Consider the following 21,682-nt stretch of genomic DNA (forward strand, 5'->3'; position numbering starts at 1 on the left):
TCTTATAGTGCCGTTTCGCGTACAACAGTAAAGTCAATCAATTCGGCATTACTGCCGTAATTTAATTCTATCCACACTGCTCTGTCTGGTGTTTTAATATAAAAGTGCTTGTATTTAGTGGACTGATAATCGCAAAAAAAACTCATTCATCACCGCAAATAATCATTTGTATTAACCAATTCGTATTCCGGCGAACTTTCAAATAGTATGTTGAGTATATTCATATGCCCCGTTCCAAACAGTACCAACACCCTATCTGTTTCGTCGGTGTCGATTCGCTGAATATTCCTGAATATTTTTAGATTTCTGTTGAACCAGCGTCCGCTTTCAAAATTTACTCCAAAAAAATCTCCTTTCTCTTCTTCGTATTTAAAGGGACCAATCAAGTAATTTCCAAGACTTTTTTTAATGTTTTCCGGGGTATTTAATCGTATTAACTCCGCTATAATTCCCTCGGTCTTAAATATGTTTGAAGGATTGTATTTGAGCGGATTATTTTTGGTCTTTTCGAAGTAATCGTAAAACCGCTGTTGCGCTGCGCTATTGTCTGCTTGTAACACAGTATCAACCTGATTATTGAGCTCCCCCCATTCATTGACGCAAATAAGCTTTTTCACGCCCACTTCTTTGGCCAGTCGAAACGCTATCTGATCAACTTCGCTTCGCTGAAGTTCGTATTTACCCTCTAAGTACAGCTGAAACAACGAGTCTATCACCGGTTGATAAGAAGGTGTCTTTTCAATAACTATCACTGTCGGATCGAACTTTTTTAATTTTTTGACAAGGGTTTTTATTTCTCTTTGATGCTTTTCGTCCAAAACATCTATTTGATCCGGTTCCTCTATCTGTACAAAATCTCTGTTTGGAAAACCAAAGTGAAAAGTTCCGAGAGTGAGTACTTTTGTCTTTTGGGTTTGTGCATTTAGATGCAGGGACATCAAAACTGCAAATACAAGTGTGTAAAACTTCATAATACTTTTTTCTATTATGACGATTTACTTTGGAAAGTGTTACAAATCAGATAGGTTTAAAAAATATTTTATCGTTTTAAACTCATTTTTCCCTTTTAACGATATACTTCGCTAGATCCTGTACATTTTCACAGCACAATTGCTCTAGCACCTGTTGCAATTGCATTTTTAGCATGGCTATGGTATGGTCGCCACCTTGATTTCCTAGGGCTCCAACACCGTACATAAAAGATCTTCCGAGAAATCCGAATTCCGCTCCGCTACCGAGCACCCGTGCTATATCGGGACCGGTGCGTATGCCGCTGTCCATCATCACGGTGATCTGATCCCTGTATTTTTCTGCGATTTCTGTCAATGGCTTTATGGTCGATTCTCCAGCATCGAGTTGACGTCCGCCGTGATTGGAAACGATAATACCGTCAAAACCCAGTCGTACTGCTTCTTCTGCATCTTCGCATGAAGCCACACCTTTCAGCACTAACTTACCCTTCCACATATCGCGTATGGGTTTTATCTTTTCACTGTTCAACCTTCCGGAAAAAGTGGCATCCATCCATTTGCCGAGCTGTTTTATACTCATACCTTTTTCCATATATTTTTGCATAGTGGCAAAATTCGGAACCCCGTGTTTCAAGGTCTGTAGTGTCCAGGTAGGTTTACCCAATACCTGTAATACATTGCGCAGGTTGAGCTGAGGTGGCATAGCCAGTCCGTTTCTTATCTCTTTAGAGCGATACCCAAAGGTAGGCACATCGCACAAAACCACTAATACAGGACACTGGGCAGCTTCGGCCCTTTTTATAATGTCGTCCCTAAGCCAGTCTTCGGTTGGGTGATAAAGCTGAAACCACGCCCTTCCTTCAGTGAGTTCGCTGGCCCGTTCTATACTGGTAGTAGTTACAGTGCTTAGAATAAAGGGAATATTGTGCTTTAGCGAAGCTTTGGCCAGAATCTCCGGTGCATTGGGCCACATAAGTCCCTGGAGCCCGATAGGAGATATTCCAAATGGTGCATCGTAGGATATTCCCATAAGCTCGGTTTTCAAAAGAGCATTACTGTAGTTTTTCAGATAGCGCGGTCTGAATTGTACCTCTCTGATCTCGGCGGTATTTCGCACTATATTGATGTTTTCGTTACACCCGCCGTCCAGATACTCAAAGGCAAATCCGGGCATACGTTTTTTTGCTCGTTGGCGAAGTACCTCTATAGAAGGGTATTTAGTGTTGAAAGGAAAAGACATAATAATTGGTAAATTCGGAATCAAAAAACTCCTCGGTCAAAATTAATTTTTCATGGCGGCCAAAAGATTGGCTTTGGCATTCAAACAGTGAGAAGTGGCCGCTTTTTCTAAAAGTTTTTCATCTCTCAAAGAAATGGCTTCCAGTATTTCCCGATGTTCAACAATTACTTCTTCTACTCTATTCCCTTCAAAGCCATAGGAAAGCCTGAGACTGTTGATCAGTTGCGAGTGCTTCTCAATGATGTGCAAAGCTTCATCATTATCGGCCAATTGATAGAGTGTGGTATGAAATTGAGAGTTGCACTTTAGCATACTTTCTACGTCTCTTTTTACAGAAGCTTTTTCATAATTTTTCTGAGTCTGAAAAAGCTTTTTAATATCTCTATCTGTAACCTTCTTCAAACTTTCAAGAGTCAAAAATACCTCGATGATCCGCCTGATATCATATATATTACTGACAAATTTTTCATCCAGTTCCCTCACATAAGCACCTTTATGCGGTTCGATAATAATCAGTCCTTCCCCCTGTAGCTGCTGCAATGCCTCTCGTATAGGCATCTGACTTACGTTGTATAACTTAATGAGCTCGGCGATCTTTAATCTGGTTCCCGGTGCGAAATAATTCGATAAAATATCTCTTCTCAAACACTCTCTAACCTTAGAATAGGTTGTATCTACTTTTCCATCTTGCTGTACTCTATTAATAAATTCTTTCATACTTTTTTAATGTAGTAGAAATACTTTCTCTATATTTATAATGAATAATCTCTACGACAAATTTAACAAAACAAATCATATACAATATATAATTTAAAGATTTATATTTGACTTTTTAAATAAAGAAATGAAGTTATTTTTAAGTATAGACTGGGGCACCTCTTCTTTTAGAGCGAGATTAATCGAAACAGATTTAAACAGTATTAAAATTCTGCATGAAATAAAAAACAATCAGGGAATTTCACGTATTCATCAGTCCTGGTTGAAATCCGATAAAGGTATTTCGCGCTTCCAATTCTTCCTGAATGTCTTAGACGATACTCTAAAAACCATCAAGACAGAACAGAAATTAAACATTGACAATGCTCCGATTGTTATTTCCGGAATGGCCTCCTCTTCGATCGGATGGTTCGAACTCCCCTATTCTTCTTTACCATTTGCACTGGATGGTAGTGGCCTAAATTACAAAATCATTGAGATTCCTTCATTTTCTCACCCTGTATTGTTACTCTCCGGTATTTGCAGCGATGACGATATAATGAGAGGAGAAGAAATACAACTTTTAGGCTGCTATACCAATGCAGAAACTGATAGTGTATATGTCTTTCCGGGAACACATTCAAAACACATACATATCAAGGATGGAAAGGTAATCTCGTTTAGAACCTATATGACTGGGGAAATATTTCAACTACTTACCGAAAATAGCATACTGAAAGACAATGTTGAAAAATCGGTTGCACTCCATTGTGAAGATTTTGTATCTGGAATACATCATGCACGAGAAAACAACTTTCTAAATGCGCTTTTTAAGGTCAGAACAAACGAAGTCCTTCACAAAATGAACAAAGCCAACAACTACAGCTTTTTAAGTGGATTATTGATCGGTACTGAAATATTGGAACTCAGCAAAAACGACCATCACATATACTTATGCCCTCATAAAAATTTAAGTAAAAATTACACTATCGCTATAAAAGAATCATCACTGGCAAACAGAGCAACCATCCTCTCTCATGAAGAGGTAGACAATTCGGTAATCAAAGGGCATTTACTCATGTTGAAAAAACATCTTCTGGGATGGACTTAAAAATCCAGACACTGTCCCTATCTCGATTGCAACGATTGCCATTCGGTTGAGGAAATATCCATTGCACTCTTCCTATTGTCAAATATATTGGAGGGCAATCCCTTAAACCCTGATTTTTTGACGACGAACAATGAACCTGCCAAAGGTTGTTGAGCCATTTCTTCATGGGTAAGCCCTACTTTGGCGGAAGTGATGTACAGATCTTCCAGTTTCTCTCCTCCAAAGGTACATGAAGTTACCCGTGATACGGGCAGTTTTATCTCAAACAATTGAGTTCCCGTATGCGGATTCCATCTCGACACCTTCCATCCATCCCAATGTGAAATCCACAGCATTCCTTCATTGTCTATGGTCATCCCATCCGGACTACCCTCGCCCTTAGGGATACTTATAATGTCCCGTTTATTAGAAATATCCCCACTGCTATTGTCGTAATCAAAGGCCATCACTTTTTGTGTAGGGGTATCAATCAGGTAAAACGATCTCTTGTCTACACTCCACACCATTCCATTGGAGATTGTCAGGCCTGAATATTTTTTCAAAACTGTGAGGTCCCTCTCCAAGGTGTATAAGCTCCCTGCATTTTTTATATTATTACCATCGTCCATTGTACCCACCCAAAACCTTCCATTCGGATCGCACTTGCCGTCATTAAAACGATTTCCCGATCTATCCGATTCAGGATTTACAATAGTTTTGATATAACCACGCTCAAAATCAACAAAAAAAAGACCTTTTTTAAGTGCTGCTATCAGATGTCCTGACGAGCATTGAGCAATAGCTCCTATCTTTTGTCCTGTGTGAATGCTTTTTTGGCTATTACTCTTAGTATTATACCTGTGGATGTCACCACCAACAACATCAATCCAATAAATAGAGCTTGTTTCACTATCCCATACAGGTCCCTCTCCACACAAGCTCTTGATGTTTGTCAACACTTCCCAGTCCCTCATATAAAATGTAATTTTTTCACTCCCAATCAGTCAAAAGACAAAGACAACCATTCTTGCGGATAATCACTACTTTCTCCTTCCGCATATTCAATAGCAGATCGCGGTTTTTCGGTTGCAGTATCCTTGTAAAAATGTCTCAATTGTGCTTTAAACCTATCTTTTGAAGTGGGCTTACCGCCCAGTAAATCCCAGTCTATGCTCAATTTTGCCGAATACCCCAAGTCTTCATCCTCCACTTTATTGATGGTACCTACCACTTCTACACTTTCTGTCTTCCCTTTTTCAATCAAATGCCACGCATAGTTTTCCTCGCGGTAAACGAGGTATTCCCCGGCCGGATTGACCACTATCTTGTAATTGCGAAACACTCCTTCACCCTGATCTCGGCTGAGAAGAAGAACAGAGGCATCTGAGTTTTCAGGGGTAAAGGCTATAATATTTTTGTCAAACAAGTAAGTAGCAAAAATAAAATTCTGATCGGTATAGCCGAAATTACTAAAAACAGAACTCGTTGTCGCCTTTCCTAAAAACCAGTAATCATTGGCATCCTTATCAAATTCTGACAACGAAGACATTACAAGATCTCCCTTGCGGATTGTTTTGGCGTAATTAAGACGTCCCTGCATAATGTGAATCTTACCGCGGGTTGCGCCAGTACTGTCTTCATAGCGTTCGGTTCCGGTGGATATAACCTTATTATTACCGATGTAATCTACAGAGCCCCAATAGGCGACAAATGGCGATGTGGCAAAACGAAAATTATCTGCTTTTTTGTCCCCGATCAGCGTCCAGATTCCCTCTTCCCCTTTATAGGTGCCATTGCATTGTATAACCATCTCCCCTGTACCGAGTTTAGTTGAATAGGGTCCGTAACCAATCAGATCTTTATTGACCTGTTTTCTATACGGATAGGCTGGTCCCCCTTCCTTAATTATTTTTTCCTGATCTGCCGAATGCCAGTTCACATCCGCATCTGTCTTGACCACTATCGGTGTCTGATCGACCACCAGTTTACCACTCCACACTTCCAGTGGTACTGCAATTCCGTTATTGTCGTCGAGCAACACCGCGGTAGGCATCCCGTCGTATGCAAAACGTTCGTCGACGGTACGGGATATGGTTTCATTATCTTGGTAAGTAGCCAGTTTCTTTCCCTGCCAGGTAACCCCATTGTCATAGGAACGGATGATAACCGTTCTGGGGTAAGATACTTTATCGACAACATCCTGACTGGAGGTTATATACATCTGAATTTCTCCCGACGGAAGCTGTAGCATGGCCGGTTCCCAGCATCGACCCCGATATACTTCTCGCGGAGCGGTAAATGTCTTTCCCTTATCGCTGCTGAACATAACTTCTACACCGCAATTTTTATTGGTGTTGGGGATATCGTGATATCCTTTTTTATAACGCCATTGGTAAGCGATCATAATACGGCCATCACTCAATTCAATAAAGTCGGGATTTACAAATACCTTTTCATCTTCGCCAACGGTAGAAGTCGCTTTAAAACTCTGCCGTATCAGTTGGGCATCACTCCAAGTTTTACCGTTGTCTGTGCTTCGTCTGACGTATATGTCCCATCCGAAGTGATCGTTGGAAAAAGACATGAGTAAGGTACCATCTGATAATTTCTTTATCCGTGAATAATAGAGGTTCTGTTCTGTAAAGTCCTTGTTACCGACATCGACAGAAGACATCTCCTGATAGGTACTTCTATCCCAAGCGATGCGAACATTCCCTCCTCTATCATTTTGGGCATCTGTACTGTCGATACCAGCAAATAGAGTAATGGCGGTTAAACCGAGATGAAAATATGTCGAGAATCTATTTTTAGAATTATTTAGCTTTTGCATTGTTTTTAAAATTTAATATGATCAAAAATATCGGAAATTTTCCCCTAATCTGTGCCTGTCATACTTTTGATAAACTCAATTTCTTCGTTACTGTACGCACTACCGTCCTTTCGGAAAATATCGTGAAACCAAACCTCTGGTTCCGGAGCTCCTTCCTCACTCCCCCACGGATAGTGAAAATTGGCTTTTCCCGCAACTAATCCAAAGCTGATTGCTCCGATATTTTCACTTTTGAACACGGGCATGGTATTCTCAAAAGTAGATCCTATTGTACGCCCCATATACTCGGTACACACCAACGGTCGTCTGAAAGCCCTGAGCAATTGAATATACTTTTGGGTGATTTCCGGTTTATGGTAGTTATGAAAAGTAATAATATCGCAATTTTCTCCTAAAAAACTCACGATGTCAAGCGCTGTCCTATCCTCTCCGGGTATTTTCCAAATAGGAGATGTTAAAGGCTGAGACGGGTTCATACTTCTTGCCCATTCAAAGACTTTCCTCAGTAAAGGCAGACTGTAAGCTCCGCGTCTAGGGTTTTCAGGTTCGTTGTACAGCGACCAAAATAACACTCGTTTATCGTCTTTAAAACTTCCGACTATATCTTTTATGTATTTCTCTAACGGAGCCCATTTAGATGGGTCATTTACTATTTCCGATCCGGGCGATTGCACCCATCCGGAATTGTGCACTCCTGGAATAGGTGGGGCTTGCTCTCCTAATTGAGGGATCTTGGAATCGTCAAAGGTACCATTGGTAAAAAACGTAATAATTACTTTAATGCCATGTTTTTCCGCTATACCGAGAACTTTGTTGAGCCTGTTCTTAAACGCGTCAGGATCTTCTCCCCAAACCAGATTGTGTAAAAAGATCCGCACGGTATTGAATCCGATATCCTGTGCCCAACCCAATTCTCTGTCTATTGTCTCAGTGTCGAATGTTTCTGCCTGCCACATCTCTATCTGATTGATTGCGGTAGATGGCACAAAATTACATCCCACTATCCAAGGTTGTTGCTCATACCATTCCTTGGCCTTTTCTTCAGACCAACGAACCGTTGGATCAGTGCTATTGGTATCATCAGGCTTCTTCTCGACACAGGAAGTATAACTCATCGCAAAAAGAATAGTCAATATCAGGAAAAGAGATTTTTTATACATATTTGTCCTGTTTTTAATACAATTCATATTTTTCGATTAATCTATAATATCGTAAAGCCCATCTGCCAATTTGCCCGCTCCTGCAACGTTTAAATGTACACGGTCGACCATATCGGCTACGGAAGTAATAATATTATCCCCCTCTATGAGATGTAGTTTGCTGTCTGCTGCCTGATATTCTGTTACGATATTCTTCACGACCTCCCTTACTTCACCCGGAGTCAAACCTGTAGTCGCATTAGATGTATTCGTCGTATAGGTCAGCGTGATACAATATATCTCTGCCGAAGGCTGATTCTTTCTTACCTCCGCCAAGAACCTCCTGTAATCGTTATCTATTTGTGCTGCCGTGCGATTTCCGGATGAGAAATCGTTATAGGCAATTAATATGGTGATAATATCTGCCTGAGGTAAATCTTTAGCCGTCTCTGCCATTGGCATAGAAATCTTTGCTCCGCTTACTGCCAGATTGTACAGGTGCATATCGAGTTTTTGAGCCAATAAATACGGATAAGTAAGGTAAGTTGCCCCCTCTTGTCCTGCTCCATGTGTGATACTATCTCCAAAACTGATATATACCTTCTTTGAGGTTGGCTCGTAAGCCACCAAGCTGCTTTCTTCATCCAACTCTAATTTAGTCAGGGATACATTCGTATAACACGGCAATATCACTTCATAAATGTACTCTTTGTCTGTAGGCAAAGAATTCAGATCGATTTGTATAGGTTCGTTTACCGTTCCTTCAAATGAAATAATTTCTAAATCTTCCCCGTCTCTCAACACCTTAAACGCCCCCCCTCCATTCATTCCGGGCTCCCGTGAAAATGTCATGTGGATAGATGAACTCCGGGTTTTAAACTGTAGGGAGATACCTGTAGTTGCCCCGGCGTAGTGAGTACTAAACCTACGTTCTTGATTTGAGAGATTTAAAACCTCATCAGAAAATCGATTGAAGGACAATTTTTCCGGTGTACGGGAAATATATCTCACTCCCATAACGTGTATATTGTCATTATTCAATGCTATCAATCCCTTATCTTCTTTTGGTTCGACCCTAGGCCGGGGAGTTACCGAATCATCTCCTGTACATCCGGAGGTGGTTGAAAATGACATTGCCAATAAAAACAACAACACCATTTTATTCAAATTTCTCATCTTTTCATTTTTAATGTTGCTCACTTCTGATACGATAGAGATTAGCTCCTATTTCTTTTACTTTTACAACCGTTTCAGAATACGGTTTATCACACACATCGGTCAAGCCGTCTTGAAAATTCTCTCCATCAAACCTTCCCGTTGTTGCCTGATCGGAAAATTGGTGCCACGAAGTACCAACAACAAAAGGGTTTAACAGTGCCGACTTCACGTATTTCTCGTAAGCCATTCCTCTTTCTTCCTGGCCATTTTTTCGGTTTAATCCGGGATGAAACAATCCTCTATCTGTCGCCCCGAAATGAAATTCGCCAATCAAAACAGGCTTGTCGATCCCTTTGGGCAGGCGAAATTCGGAGAGGGAATCCCAAAACAGGTCAAATGTCAGCACATCGCAATACTCGGCAGCAATTTGAAGTACTCGCTCATTGACTGTCACATACCGACACCCCAGGTTTAATTTTCCCGGAGCTTCCTCTTCCATCGCCTGATCTATTTTTTTAAAATACTCCTCGATCAAGAGGGCAGAAAAATCCTTACAGTCTTCCGCGGCACTCTCGGCAGGCTCTTCCACTGTGGTAAGAAGCTCTTCCCAATCTTTATACACTGATTTCCAAACTTCGTTCAAGACTGATATACTGTTGTATTTATCCTGTAAGTATTCTACAAATGCTATTTTAGCCGGTTGTGAAGCGGGAGATTTCAAAACCCATCTTCCCAGATCGCTGTCCTTACCCCAAACCAATTTATTGTCGATAAAATAGCCGTAGTTCCACAAACTTTCCAACTCTTCCTTTCTCTCCTGTAATTGTTCCCTAAATTTTTGGTCAAAATTGGGATGGAACGGATCCCGGATCACATTCAGATGAGCCGGAGCACCTGCTATTCGAGGCGAATTCAACTCGATACGATCACAATACGGAACATTTAACTTCCGATATATATTGGGGTCCGATCCTGCGGATATGGTATTCATCCCCCAGTTTTGAAGTCTGTCATAAACCATATCTCTATACGACACTCTCCAGTTATCGCCGTACTTTCTGTAAATATTTGCACTCGAAAAATCAAAGGTTCTATCTATACCCCAGGATTTGTAGTACCTATACATAAATTCGTCCTTCGTTTTATAAAACTCCGCCAACGAATCCTTATCATCTGGCAATGAAGCGAAATAAGACTCCCTATCATCGACAATAGTCACTGCCGACGAAGAGGTGACCCGAACAACACCGTGCGACCAGAACAAATAACCCTCAGGATCTACCATCCACCATTTCCCGTCGATCTTATCCACATAAAAATACCCTGTGGCCTTTTGCCGTTTTCCTTTGAGCCATCCGCCGTACAGACTTCTGTCGGCCGGACTGGGATGGTCTTGCATATATTGCAATTCATCCTGACGGTCGGCAATCAAATCTTCATCGCTACTCGTTTTTCCGGGCCAGTCTTTGTGTACAAATTGCCCGTATTTATCGACGAATGGAAAAAAATCCTCTTCAGACATGGCAAACCATTTAGGTAGTGCTTCCTGCTCAGCTTTGACTGCTGAAATTTCTCTGATACCGAGAGTTGTTCCTTTGAGCCATTTATCAAACGAAACTAGGATATCTGATACCTCTGAAATATCTAAGGTAGAGGTCACTCCATCAACAGTAAAGGGCGTAGCCCGCATCCCCTTCAAACGAGCCGAAATTTTCGGATCTTTAGGCGATCCTGTCAGAGGGATTAGCCATTCAATAGTATCTCCTGCTCTTATGTTCCTTTCGGCTTGCAAGCTCCCACCTCCAGCATCTTCCATCTTGAAGTTTGCCTTAATACTCTCACGCTCATCATTGTTGACTAATACCACTTTTATATGACTGAACCCGGTAAAGTCCCACCTCCCTGTCAGTTGAAAGACTGGTGGTTCGTGTAGATCACTGCTGTCTTTAATCCACAGTACACCCTCACTTCGCTCATATTCCCCGTTTACGTCAAACTTGTTATCGGTATTTGCAGAAAAAATGTGACAAGGGTCATCCTGTCGGTTGGAACAGGCCAAAAACAGGGCTACAACAAGTATACTAACGACAATTTTCATCTTTTGAACCCTTATTTATTGCAGTGATACTGGTATCCAATTTTCGGTATTGGCATCTGCCGTGTTAGAAATAGCGTCTTCTCCACCTTGTATATCGAAAAGTGAAAAATTGATAAGAAAATCTCCTGACGACAGATTGAGTTCTGATTTTGGAACTGCCAACTCCACCAAATAGCCATTGTCTGTATCACTGTTATCCGATAAGGTACCATCATAGGCAGCGCTAACCGACACATTCATATCTATTTCACGCCAACCTCCACCGTAATTGTCCGTGCTTTTCAGTCCGCTGTGCGATACTCTTATCCTACGCGAATCGGCGTTTACTTTATCACTGCTATTATCTGGAGTGATGTAGATATTAACACTGTCGTCTTTAGAAATATCGTCGTCAAGTACTTCTACCAAAAAATAAACGTTTTCATCATCGCTTGAACACCTCAAGGTGGCCTGTGCCTGGGATTTTTGTCCTACAAAAAGAGCCTCATCTGTGTTTTCCCATTCCGAATTATCTCCGTCGACTTCTACTGATCTGGAAGAAGCTGTGATGCGGTGATTCAAAAAATATTTTGCCAGTGAAATAACAACATTGTTTGAATTCTCGCTATTGCGCATCGCTGCAATGAAGGAATGAGAATCATCCAATTCTATCGTACCCCACGACCCGCGACCGGGAAGCGCAACAAAGGGTTCTCCGAATTCGCGAGCTTCGACATCCCCCATACGTATGTTTAGATGACTGGAGATACCGTACGACACTATACTTTCACCTGAAGGAAATTGAATAAGCGTAGGAGCGGCACCGCTAAACAAATAATTTTGACGGTCATCCGGCCCTAGCTCGTCATCAACCAAATGTGTCCACTCACCATTATCGGGACTATATGCAAACGAAATGCCATACGTGGTCTGATTGTTAGTAGATGAAAGCGAAGATTCTATGGCAACAGCTAATTTGTCGGTGTTGTTGAGTTTGATTACACTAGCCATTTGATCTGTGTAAAAAGTTGCATTCTTGTCTTGATTGAACCAATGCTGACGCACTACTCTGTAAGGCGCTTGATTCAGAGAGGGCGACCAAGTTTGTCCGTTGTCACTCGAAACCACCATCGACGTTCCGGAGTGACCTCCGGATATAGACGGTCGGCTCTCCGAAAAATAGCACTGTATTTCTCCCGAAGGAAGTTGCACCATCATCGCTTCCCAATTCGGTCCGTGATAGATCTCTTGTGGCTCACTCCAAGTTTTTCCATTATCTGAACTGCGCATCATAACAATACCATTATCATTGTGGCACAGTAGATCTGAATAACCGGGTGATACGCGATAGGAGGCGAAAACCAGTAAATCACCATTTTCCAGAACAAGACCATTGGCATTGGTAAATAAACGTTGAGCCGGTTGGTTTCTAGCATTGGTATAACCGTCTTTACGTTGAAATAGAAATCCTTTTCCTGTCCAGTTTACCAGATCGGGAGACGTAGCGTAATAAGTATCAAGACCATTGGGATCTGATGCTGTGGACTGTTGACAAAACATCATATATGTCCCATTAGACAATTTTTTGATTCGCACATAATTAGGCCACTGAACACCCGTATCACCTTGTCCTACATCGACATAGGTACGGAAATTCATCATAAGTGAAGATCGCGAAACAACATCCTCGTGCGAATTGATTGCAGGCTCCCCTTGGTTCAGGTCATTTATCGAACTCAGGTTTAAGGACTGCTGTTGCCCCTTATCTCCAGAACCGTCCCCATCACCAATCGGATCATCAGATTTACTGCATGAAACTGCAATGCTCAAAAGCATTAAAAAAAACAAACTATTAATTTTCATTTGTTTGAATTTATAGTGAAACTGGAAAATGGTAAAGCTAATGATAACTTCCTTCAATTTCCGGATAATGTATTTTACCAATTATCGTTTTGAGTGAGATTGGTGTTTTTCTCTCTTTCAGAAGTGGGTATCGGCCATTTGAGATATGCCGAACCGCCCCACTTATAGGTGTATACCGGCGTTCCCCACACTTCCAGCAAGCCGTTGCCTTCAGCAAACTTTTTCTCCTGCCATGTTCCCCAACGAAGTTCGTCGTAATATAGCTGCTCTTCACCTGCAAGCTCCCATTTTCGTTCGTTCCGAATCCGAGTACGCAGATCATCTGGATTCTCAACAGCGACATAAGAATTGCCCGGTTCATTCAGCAGTGCAACCCCCGCACGATCGCGTACCTGGTTTACAAACTCGATGGCCTCTGTATACTTTCCCTGTTCGTTAAGCGCCTCTGCAAGCCCTAACAATACGTCCGCATAACGGAAAATAGGAACATCTATGGGGTTGAATGTAACATTGAGGAACTCACGACCTTCAGTGACAAACTTGCGAATGGAATACAACATATAAGAATTGGAATTCGTCTGCAGATCGTAGGGAGCTGTAGCACTATTGCGATACGGCCATCTCGGCGAATAGTCGATTGCCGTACCTGAATACCCCCCTGAATAAGTGGAATAAGGCGTAATTACTGTGGCTTGAAGCCTCGGATCGCGGTTGGCATAGGCTGCCTTAATACGATCTTCATTGCCAATGGGCAAGTATTTGCTCATATCGGCGCCGTATGTTTCCATAGTTTGCCGCTCTGAAGTGGTGAGGTTGTCTCTAAGAAAATAAACACTTCGCGCATTGGGATCCATAGCGTTATAGCCGGGAATAACATCTTCCCAGTCAAAGGGTTTCCCATCTGCCCATTCGTAAGAATTGACAAAGTTCGTATTCATAAAAAACGAGGAGTTACCCGTTCCCGCTGTCATACGGTTACCATAGGTACGGCTAAAGGTATTTCCCATATTGGCAAATTCTTCCATCTGAACGCTAAAGATCATCTCATCAGATCTTTCCTGCTGAAACTTGAACAGATCGGCATAATTTCCGTTGTACAGCGAATATCCCATTTTCCCTACTTCTCGAAAATCGGCTTCTGCCAGCTCCCACTCTTCAAGCCATAAATAGACTTTAGCTCTTAGCGTATATGCTGCAGCTTTATTGACACGGCCGTAGTCGCTACTGCTCGCCGCATACTTATCGGGTAGTTCTGCCGTATTGATACAGTCTGTCAAATCTTGAATAATCACATTCCACACCTCATCTTCTGTCGAGCGGGCATAGGTGTATTCTGTAGGAGACAGGTTCTCCAGGTATACGGGCACGCCGCGCCAAAGGATATTCAACCTGTAGTAATGATAGGCTCTGAGGAATTTACATTCGGCAATCCGCTGCGATTTGAGTTCGTCGCTCATATCGGGCACAGACTCCATATTGTTGATTACATCGTTAGCCCGTGAAACACCTTCATACAGACGTCTCCAATAAGTTAAAAATGATTCGTCATTTGGCTGAATGGTTCCAGTGAGATATGAATAATTGGAAAAGACACTTCCGTCGGAAGGATCCAAAACCGAAGAAAACGCATCCCAGTTGAGTATATCCAAGCCGTAATTGCTGTAATCGTAACGCAAATTGCTGTAAGCCCCGTTTACGACCGCCTCTGCCAAATCTGAAGACCCAAAAGAATTTTCAGAACTTATTTCATCGTAAGGACTAAGATCTAAGGAATCATTGCATCCGGCAACTCCTAAAAACAGTGCCGATAGCAAAATTATTCTTGTCATTCTCTTCATGGTTAAAGTTTTAAAATTTGACATTGATACCCAGCGAATACTGCTTCGGATTAGCATAGTAATTCATAGTGTCGGTAAATTCTGGATCCATACCCGGATAGTCTGTAAATGTCAACAGGTTTTCCCCGCTAACAAATATGTAAAGGTCTTGTAAATGAATTTTTTCGAGCCATTTATTCGGTAATTTATAACCGAGAGTTAAATTTCTCAATTTCAGATAATCGGCTTTATAGAGCCATAGTGTGGAATAATTTGTTCCCCCATTTTGTTCTGATCCGTAATTCATAGTCAAACGCCCGTGTTGTGAATTTATATTGGTACGGGGATCACTGGGATTTTCAGGATCGTAGAAGTAGTGGTCATAAGCTATGTCTTTGTTTAAGGTGAGGTCTCCACGTGTAGAATACGAATTAAAACCAGCATACCTCCAGTATACTGAATGTCCTCCTGCTCCGGCCCATAACATTGACAGGCTAAGTCCTTTCCATTCCATATTCAACTGAAAACCATAGGTATATTTTGGAGTCATTGAAACATTCTGGAACATATAGTCATTTTCATCGCCATAAACCCCATCTCCGTTAACGTCGTCATAGATATAATCTCCATACCAAATGCCGTTTTTCCCTATAGTTCGATTGGGCAGGAAAGTATTGCCCAATCCGATCATAGCCCTCAGCCACTCCATATCGCTCTCGGTGCGAATCATACCGTCACGTGGTCCCCCTTTTGGGTTTACTGAACCATCACTTAGAAAATAAGAATTATCTCCCGAATAGGTGTTTAGCAAATAATACTCATTGATCAATTTTCCTTCCATAGTACGGCGTGTATTATCCACTACGGTAGCTACATCGCCTATATTGCTCTGGTAGGTACGAAAACCGTTCTCATCGGTAACCCAGCCTGCATTGAGACGCCCGTTGAGTTTGGTTACTTGATTGTGATTCCTGCTAAAGTTTGCCGATATCCCGTAACTAAAGTCATTGATTTTATCTCGCCAGCTGAGATTGAGCTCAAAACCTTTATTTGTAACTTCTGCAATATTCTGATAGGGTGGTGATTTTACTCCAACCGAGGCAAAAACCGGTGCGCGAAACAGAATTCCGTCAGTGACCTTGTGGTAGAGGTCTGTCTCTAGCCTGAGCCTGTTGTCCAAAACCCCTAATTCAAGACCTAGATTAGACATAGTAGTTGTTTCCCACTCTAAGAGATTATTGGACAGGGACGAAACTATACCGGTAACCTGGGTTCCCCCGAAGGAGTAAGTCGAACTCGCGGCATAGGTTGACTGATAATCGTAATTTCCTATGCTGTGATTACCGAGTTTTCCCCACGATCCTCGCAATTTGAGATCATCGATGGCTATATTTTCCATAAATTCTTCTTCCGAAATACGCCAGCCGGCAGATAAAGAAGGAAATACCCCCCATCGTGATTCCCTAGCAAAGCGTGAAGATCCGTCATAACGAATATTCGCCTCAAACAAATAGCGATTGTCATAACCGTATTGCAAACGCCCAAAGAATGACCTTGTAGCAAAATCGGTCTGACTTCCCGTAGAAGAAACCATATTATTTACTGTATTTAATTCAGGTAACTGATCGCTGAGAAAACCGTTTTTCTCTGCAAAAGCATAGCTGGAATTATCGTACATAGACTCATAACCTAACAATACTGAAACATCGTGTTTTTGAGCGAATAATTGACTCCAAGACAGGGTATTCTGAAAAGTACGACGATAGCCTTCTTCGTTGTTTACCCTGAGGAACAATCTATCTAAGTCTTCGTAAAAATATGTCCAATCACCTGTTCGGAACGAGTAGGCATTGAGCGTTTGTGAATTGTACTTATAACCTCCGTCTCTTTTGATATAATTAAAAGAGGTCTTGAATTTTATATTATACGGAAGATCAAAATTGGCAAATACAGTCGTATTGGTATAGAAGTTTTTTTCCTTTCCCCGCGAGCGATTGGCAAAGTAGAGGTTGTTTCGCGAATTGGAGTTCTGCTCGGGGTTTTCCATCCATCCGTACTTTCCGTCATAATACGGATAAATACCCGGAACGGCTCGAGACAAGAAATTAAAAGAGCCTCCATTCAAATCGTTCATCTCTCTGTGACTTTCATACCCCCATATTTTAGTTCCTATTTCCAGCCATTCGGTGACCTTTGTTGACACATTAGCCCGCAATGAATATTTCTCTACTCCCGAATTTTCGATAACTCCGGGATTATTCATATAAGTCATAGACAACAGATAGCTGGTACCATCTTTTGCTCCCGAATAAGAAAGATTGTGTTTTTGGTAAATATCCCGATGAAAAAAAGATTTCATCCAATCTGTATTCGGATAAGCCACGTAATTCGGATAGCCCGAATCTGCAAGTCCGTGCGGATCTTTTTCTTTTTCGCGCCACAGGTCGATCATGGATTGAGAAAACGGAAGGGCAACATCGATATTCTCGGCCGATTCGTTTATTAAGGACATATAATCGGCGTAGTTAGAAACCACACCCAGATAATTTTGGGGAGTATTTATAGCTATCACACTATTGTATGAGATTACGGGCTTCGAATTACCAGTTTTTGTAGTGATCAACACCACCCCATTTGCGGCTCTGTTTCCGTAAATAGCACTAGAGGCTGCATCTCTCAGTATAGAAACACTCTCTATATCATCGGGATTTACATTGCCTATTGTACTTTCAAATCCGTCTACGATCACCAATGGAGCTGCATTATTGAGTGTCCCCACCCCGCGAATACGCAGCATAACTCCTTCTTCTCCGGGTCTACCTGAAGACTGTTGTACCATAAGCCCCGGACTAAGCCCGGAAAGTATCCCAGCTGTAGTGGTTGCAGGCCTCGACAGCACCTGATCTCCATAGTCTACAGAGGTAACAGATCCCGTAACATTGGCCTTTTTTTGCACTCCGTAGCCTACTACAACTACCTCGTCCATTGCAGTAGTGCTCGATTCCATGGTCACTTCTATATGCGTACGGCCATTGACGGAAACTTCCAGGGAAGTGTATCCGATATAACTAAATACCAGTACGGCATCGGTGCTGCATTCTATTTCAAATACTCCGTCAAAATCTGTAACGGTTCCCTGATTTTTATTTAAAACCACAATAGAGGCTCCCGGAAGAGGTATCCCCTCTTCGTCAACGACTTTTCCGTTTACCGTGCTTGTTGTTTCCTGAGCTCCTGCTATTCTGAAGAGGAACAAAAAGAAAATAACAAATAGCGGATAATTAATTCTGTTCAACATACCTTAATTTATTAGTTTGAGTTATGGCTACAATCAATACTGTTTAAACACGCTCTTAAAACAATCATATCAATCGATTGAGAATGTAACACTGCTTACATCGGAACCTGCCAAATACAGATAGAACGGCGCTCCGTATGATGATCCACTTGTCCAGGGTGTGGTACGTTCAGCCACAGTAGTGTCGGTATCAGCCTGAATAGAACCGTCGGCACAGCTTATCCTGATCTTAATATTTCCGCTTTCTACAGCTTCGGAAAACACCATAGTGTGTTCGATAATCTTTCCGCCACGTACCAATGAGAAGGTGGCCTCACGTGTATATGCCGGATCATAACAGGTAATCTCGGTCTTGTTGGACTTCCATTCCTCTCCGTCGAGATACTCTATGTTCCAAAATACAGGTCCCTGTCTGGTGTACATCGGAAACTTAACAGTTACAGCTGTCCCTGCCTCAAACTTTTTGACGGGGAGTACGAATTCCAAATAATCGCCAGTCCAAATCCCTTTTATCCCCGGACTGCTTATTTCTCCGCTATTAACCGTTTCAAGGAATTGTATCGGACTGGGAGCAGGGTCGCTCTGCTTATGCCACTGTGCATAGGCCTGGGTTTGCTCAGGATTGGTCCATATCCCTTCAGTTTCCCATCTGGGTTGATTTGTCTTAGTAAAGTTGGCGACATCGTTAGTTTTTCCAAGAGGGAAAACAACGGGGAAGGTCACAGGGATAATTCCGTCATTATCCTTGCTCAAATATTGGGTCATCACCTCCCCTGCGGCCAGTACAGTCCCTTCGTCTTCCTCTGCACTGAGTATATTGACCGTCGTTTCATTGCCCGACATGTCAGTGAGCACGACATCCATTCCTCCCGAGGGGACCGTAAACGGAGCTACCGACAGCTTAACTTTTGTAAACGACTCTACAAGTTTAATCCCCGTTTCTCCAAAGTCTACCTGAACCATATCCCCTTGTTTCTCCGCATCGCTTGTAAATTCGCCTGTCTCAAGATTGTAGGTACCGCCATCTACCAATACTCCTTCAAAATTTTCGGAAACGGCGGGCTTCAGGCTTAACTTTCGCACTGTAGTATTTTCTTCACCGTCAAGAATATCGTTGGGGAGATAAAGTTCTACCGTACTGAATATGCCTTTAAAATCCAATCCAACGGTTGGTACAACTGTAGTAAGTTGCTTATTAGCTACATAAAAACCAAACTCTTCCGGACTTGTGGTATAAAGCTGGGTAGCTGGCAACTGCGCCGGTATTGCCGATATATCTTCCACTGTATCCGAATAAGGAAAATAAGCGTAAAACTTAAAATTATGGTCTCCTGCAATCGCTTCGATCCGGTCATTCTCCGAAGCTTCACCAAAATAAGTTTCTTCGCCTTCTACTTCAGCTGTATATCTCGCATTGGTATTAGCACTCATCCCGACATTTTGCGTATCACCCCTTGTACAGCTGCTAAAAATGCCGATTTCATCGCCGGTTGCCCATGATTTACCTGTCAATGCTCCTTCAAATTTCACGTTGAGCACATCGAAATCCAAGCTACCGTTATTGTCCGACGACTCTGTACAACCCATCATAAAAATGATTAGCATACACATTGTTGAATTAATTATTTTCTTCATACCTAAAGATTTAGTGTTGGTTGATATTTATATGTTTCAGGATATACAGGAAACAAATGTCTTCAATCGCTTTTCCAAAGCTTTCCAATCTTTTTTATCGATGATTTCTTTACTAAAAATTCCTCCAGATACCCCAACACCGCTTGCACCAGAATTAAGGTAATCACGAACATTGGCAGCGTTGATACCTCCGGTAGGCAATAGTTTGATATTGTCGAATGGCGCTATAATATTACTGAAGTACTTAGCTCCTAAATTATCAGCCGGAAACACCTTGACCATAAAGGCTCCCAGCTTCCACGCTCTATAAATTTCCGTAGGAGTAAAAGCTCCACAAAAAACTGGCACTCCTATCTTTACACATTCCCTAACCACCTCTTCGTCGAGGTTGGGAGTCACTATAAATGAAGCGCCATAGCTCAAAGCCTTCTCCAGATCTTCCCTACAACAAACGGTTCCCACCCCTATATTCAGCTTATCACCAAAATGATTGGTGGCATAATTGACCGATCTCTCCACATCCTCGGTATTTAGGGTAACCTCTATTGTTCTTAATCCTTCAGCAAGGCAAAGCGGCAAAATATGAGCGATATCGTCTACTGCTACCCCTCGTAGGATACCAATTACAGGAAGCTCTTCAAAAAAACTCCAATTAAAATCGGCCTTTGTCTTCTTTTCCATAGAACAAATTATCCTATTTACTAAAATAATCCCCTGCATCGGCAGGTCTGATTTCCGTTAGTTTTCCGTTGTAATGCCTTAAGTCGTGAGGCTGATAAGGGTATTTGGAAAAATTCTCTATTTTGAGATCGATCCCTAATCCGGGAGCATCACTGATATACATAAAACCATCCGAAAACTTAACGTCTTCTGTTGTCAGCTCCCTTCGATAAGGGATATCTACACTCATGGTTTCTAAGAGATAAAAATTGGGCGTACAAGCAGCCAATTGTAAGGTAGCCGCATTAGCGATTGGACCGATAGGATTGTGCGGACATATGGGGATGTGGTAACTCTCTGCCATAGCCGCAATTTTTCGTATTTCGGAGATCCCTCCAGAATGGCTTACGTCGGGTTGTATAAAATCGGCACACCCCATATTTAAAAAACTGCGGTACTCCATTCTTCCATACGACCTTTCTCCTGCAGCAATAGACACCTTACTTCTTTTCTTCAGCTCAGCGAGACCTTCTAGGTTTTCAGGAGGTAAAGGTTCTTCAAACCAAAGTACTCCGAAGTCTTCCATGGCCTGGGAAAGTTTTACGGCAGTGGGTAAATTAAACCTACCATGCCCCTCTATCAGTATTTCAATTTCACTTCCAACGGCATCTACTACAGCCGCAATACAGGCTATAGCCTCATTGAACTGCTTTTTTGTAAGTGTCAGATACGCAGAACCGAAAGGATCCCATTTTAAACCTTTAAAACCCTTTTTCACTACTTCTTTTGCCTTAGAAGCAAATTCGTCTGGGGTCTTGGCCGGAGCAAACCAACCGTTGGCATAACAGGGAACCTTATCTCTTACCTTTCCACCAAATAGTTGATAAACCGGCACCCCTAACTCCTTGCCTTTTATATCCCATAAAGCCATTTCCACACCTGCCATTGCACTCATTAAAACTGGTCCCCCACGCCAGTATGAATTTCGCAATGTATCGTGAAAAAAAGCTTCGATATTGTGGGGGTCCTTCCCGACCAAATGCCTGTTTAACTCCTGAACAGCAGCTTCCACCGTAAGTTCTTGATGCTCCAAAGTGGCCTCACCCACACCGTATATACCAGAATCGGTCAACACTTTTACAAAGACCCAATTGGTCCGATAAACATCGCAAATGTAGGTTTCAATTTTTGTTACTTTCATAAGATAT

15 protein-coding genes are annotated in these 21,682 nt (G+C 42.0%); 1 reads left to right on the forward strand and 14 read right to left on the reverse strand.

The annotated features are described in order from the left end of the window. Window positions 1-149 precede the first annotated feature (149 nt). The 3 genes from ACYZZR_RS10445 to ACYZZR_RS10455 all read right to left on the reverse strand — a co-directional run bounded on the left by ACYZZR_RS10445 (window position 150) and on the right by ACYZZR_RS10455 (window position 2,928). The gene (locus ACYZZR_RS10445; protein WP_461533949.1) at window positions 150-971 is read right to left on the reverse strand and encodes a DUF5694 domain-containing protein; all 822 of its coding nucleotides are present in this window, start codon (window positions 969-971) and stop codon (window positions 150-152) included. An 82-nt stretch (window positions 972-1,053) separates the two neighbouring features. Next, window positions 1,054-2,211 carry an alpha-hydroxy acid oxidase gene (locus ACYZZR_RS10450; protein WP_461533950.1) on the reverse strand — a complete coding sequence of 386 codons (1,158 nt, stop codon included), beginning with the start codon at window positions 2,209-2,211 and terminating at the stop codon, window positions 1,054-1,056. Between the two features lie 42 nt (window positions 2,212-2,253). Continuing rightward, window positions 2,254-2,928 carry a GntR family transcriptional regulator gene (locus tag ACYZZR_RS10455; protein ID WP_461533951.1) on the reverse strand — a complete coding sequence of 225 codons (675 nt, stop codon included), beginning with the start codon at window positions 2,926-2,928 and terminating at the stop codon, window positions 2,254-2,256. 127 nt (window positions 2,929-3,055) lie between these two features. Here ACYZZR_RS10455 and ACYZZR_RS10460 point away from each other — a divergent pair, with 127 nt between their 5' ends. After that, window positions 3,056-4,018, forward strand: coding sequence for a 2-dehydro-3-deoxygalactonokinase (locus ACYZZR_RS10460; RefSeq protein ID WP_461533952.1), 963 nt, complete (start codon window positions 3,056-3,058; stop codon window positions 4,016-4,018). Between the two features lie 17 nt (window positions 4,019-4,035). Here ACYZZR_RS10460 and ACYZZR_RS10465 read toward each other — a convergent pair whose 3' ends face one another. From ACYZZR_RS10465 to dgoD, 11 genes are all read right to left on the reverse strand, one after another. Further along, on the reverse strand, window positions 4,036-4,971 hold the full coding sequence (locus ACYZZR_RS10465) for an SMP-30/gluconolactonase/LRE family protein (RefSeq protein WP_461533953.1): 936 nt from the start codon (window positions 4,969-4,971) through the stop codon (window positions 4,036-4,038). A gap of 26 nt (window positions 4,972-4,997) precedes the next feature. After that, window positions 4,998-6,827 carry a sialidase family protein gene (locus tag ACYZZR_RS10470; RefSeq protein ID WP_461533954.1) on the reverse strand — a complete coding sequence of 610 codons (1,830 nt, stop codon included), beginning with the start codon at window positions 6,825-6,827 and terminating at the stop codon, window positions 4,998-5,000. A gap of 44 nt (window positions 6,828-6,871) precedes the next feature. Beyond that, the gene (locus ACYZZR_RS10475) at window positions 6,872-7,987 is read right to left on the reverse strand and encodes a cellulase family glycosylhydrolase (RefSeq protein ID WP_461533955.1); all 1,116 of its coding nucleotides are present in this window, start codon (window positions 7,985-7,987) and stop codon (window positions 6,872-6,874) included. A gap of 36 nt (window positions 7,988-8,023) precedes the next feature. Next, window positions 8,024-9,142, reverse strand: a complete 1,119-nt coding sequence (locus ACYZZR_RS10480; protein ID WP_461533956.1) for an SGNH/GDSL hydrolase family protein — start codon at window positions 9,140-9,142, stop codon at window positions 8,024-8,026. Window positions 9,143-9,152: 10 nt separating this feature from the next. After that, entirely contained in the window at window positions 9,153-11,222 is a 2,070-nt protein-coding gene (locus ACYZZR_RS10485) for a hypothetical protein (protein WP_461533957.1), read from the reverse strand. Between the two features lie 15 nt (window positions 11,223-11,237). Next, on the reverse strand, window positions 11,238-13,064 hold the full coding sequence (locus ACYZZR_RS10490; protein ID WP_461533958.1) for a sugar-binding protein: 1,827 nt from the start codon (window positions 13,062-13,064) through the stop codon (window positions 11,238-11,240). Between the two features lie 74 nt (window positions 13,065-13,138). Beyond that, window positions 13,139-14,893, reverse strand: a complete 1,755-nt coding sequence (locus tag ACYZZR_RS10495) for a RagB/SusD family nutrient uptake outer membrane protein (protein ID WP_461533959.1) — start codon at window positions 14,891-14,893, stop codon at window positions 13,139-13,141. 19 nt (window positions 14,894-14,912) lie between these two features. After that, a complete protein-coding gene (locus ACYZZR_RS10500) occupies window positions 14,913-18,179 on the reverse strand; it encodes a SusC/RagA family TonB-linked outer membrane protein (RefSeq protein ID WP_461533960.1) in 3,267 nt (1,088 codons plus the stop codon). Between the two features lie 69 nt (window positions 18,180-18,248). Continuing rightward, window positions 18,249-19,814: a fimbrillin family protein gene (locus tag ACYZZR_RS10505; protein ID WP_461533961.1), complete on the reverse strand. Its 1,566-nt coding sequence runs from the start codon at window positions 19,812-19,814 to the stop codon at window positions 18,249-18,251. A gap of 36 nt (window positions 19,815-19,850) precedes the next feature. Next, window positions 19,851-20,495 (reverse strand): bifunctional 4-hydroxy-2-oxoglutarate aldolase/2-dehydro-3-deoxy-phosphogluconate aldolase, encoded by a 645-nt coding sequence (locus ACYZZR_RS10510; protein ID WP_461533962.1) that lies wholly within the window; start codon window positions 20,493-20,495, stop codon window positions 19,851-19,853. 13 nt (window positions 20,496-20,508) lie between these two features. Next, window positions 20,509-21,675 carry a galactonate dehydratase gene (gene dgoD / locus ACYZZR_RS10515; RefSeq protein ID WP_461533963.1) on the reverse strand — a complete coding sequence of 389 codons (1,167 nt, stop codon included), beginning with the start codon at window positions 21,673-21,675 and terminating at the stop codon, window positions 20,509-20,511. Window positions 21,676-21,682: the final 7 nt, after the last annotated feature.

The sequence above is a fragment of the Sinomicrobium sp. genome (genome assembly GCA_029266035.1).
In the GTDB taxonomy this organism is placed as follows: Bacteria; Bacteroidota; Bacteroidia; order Flavobacteriales; family Flavobacteriaceae; genus Sinomicrobium.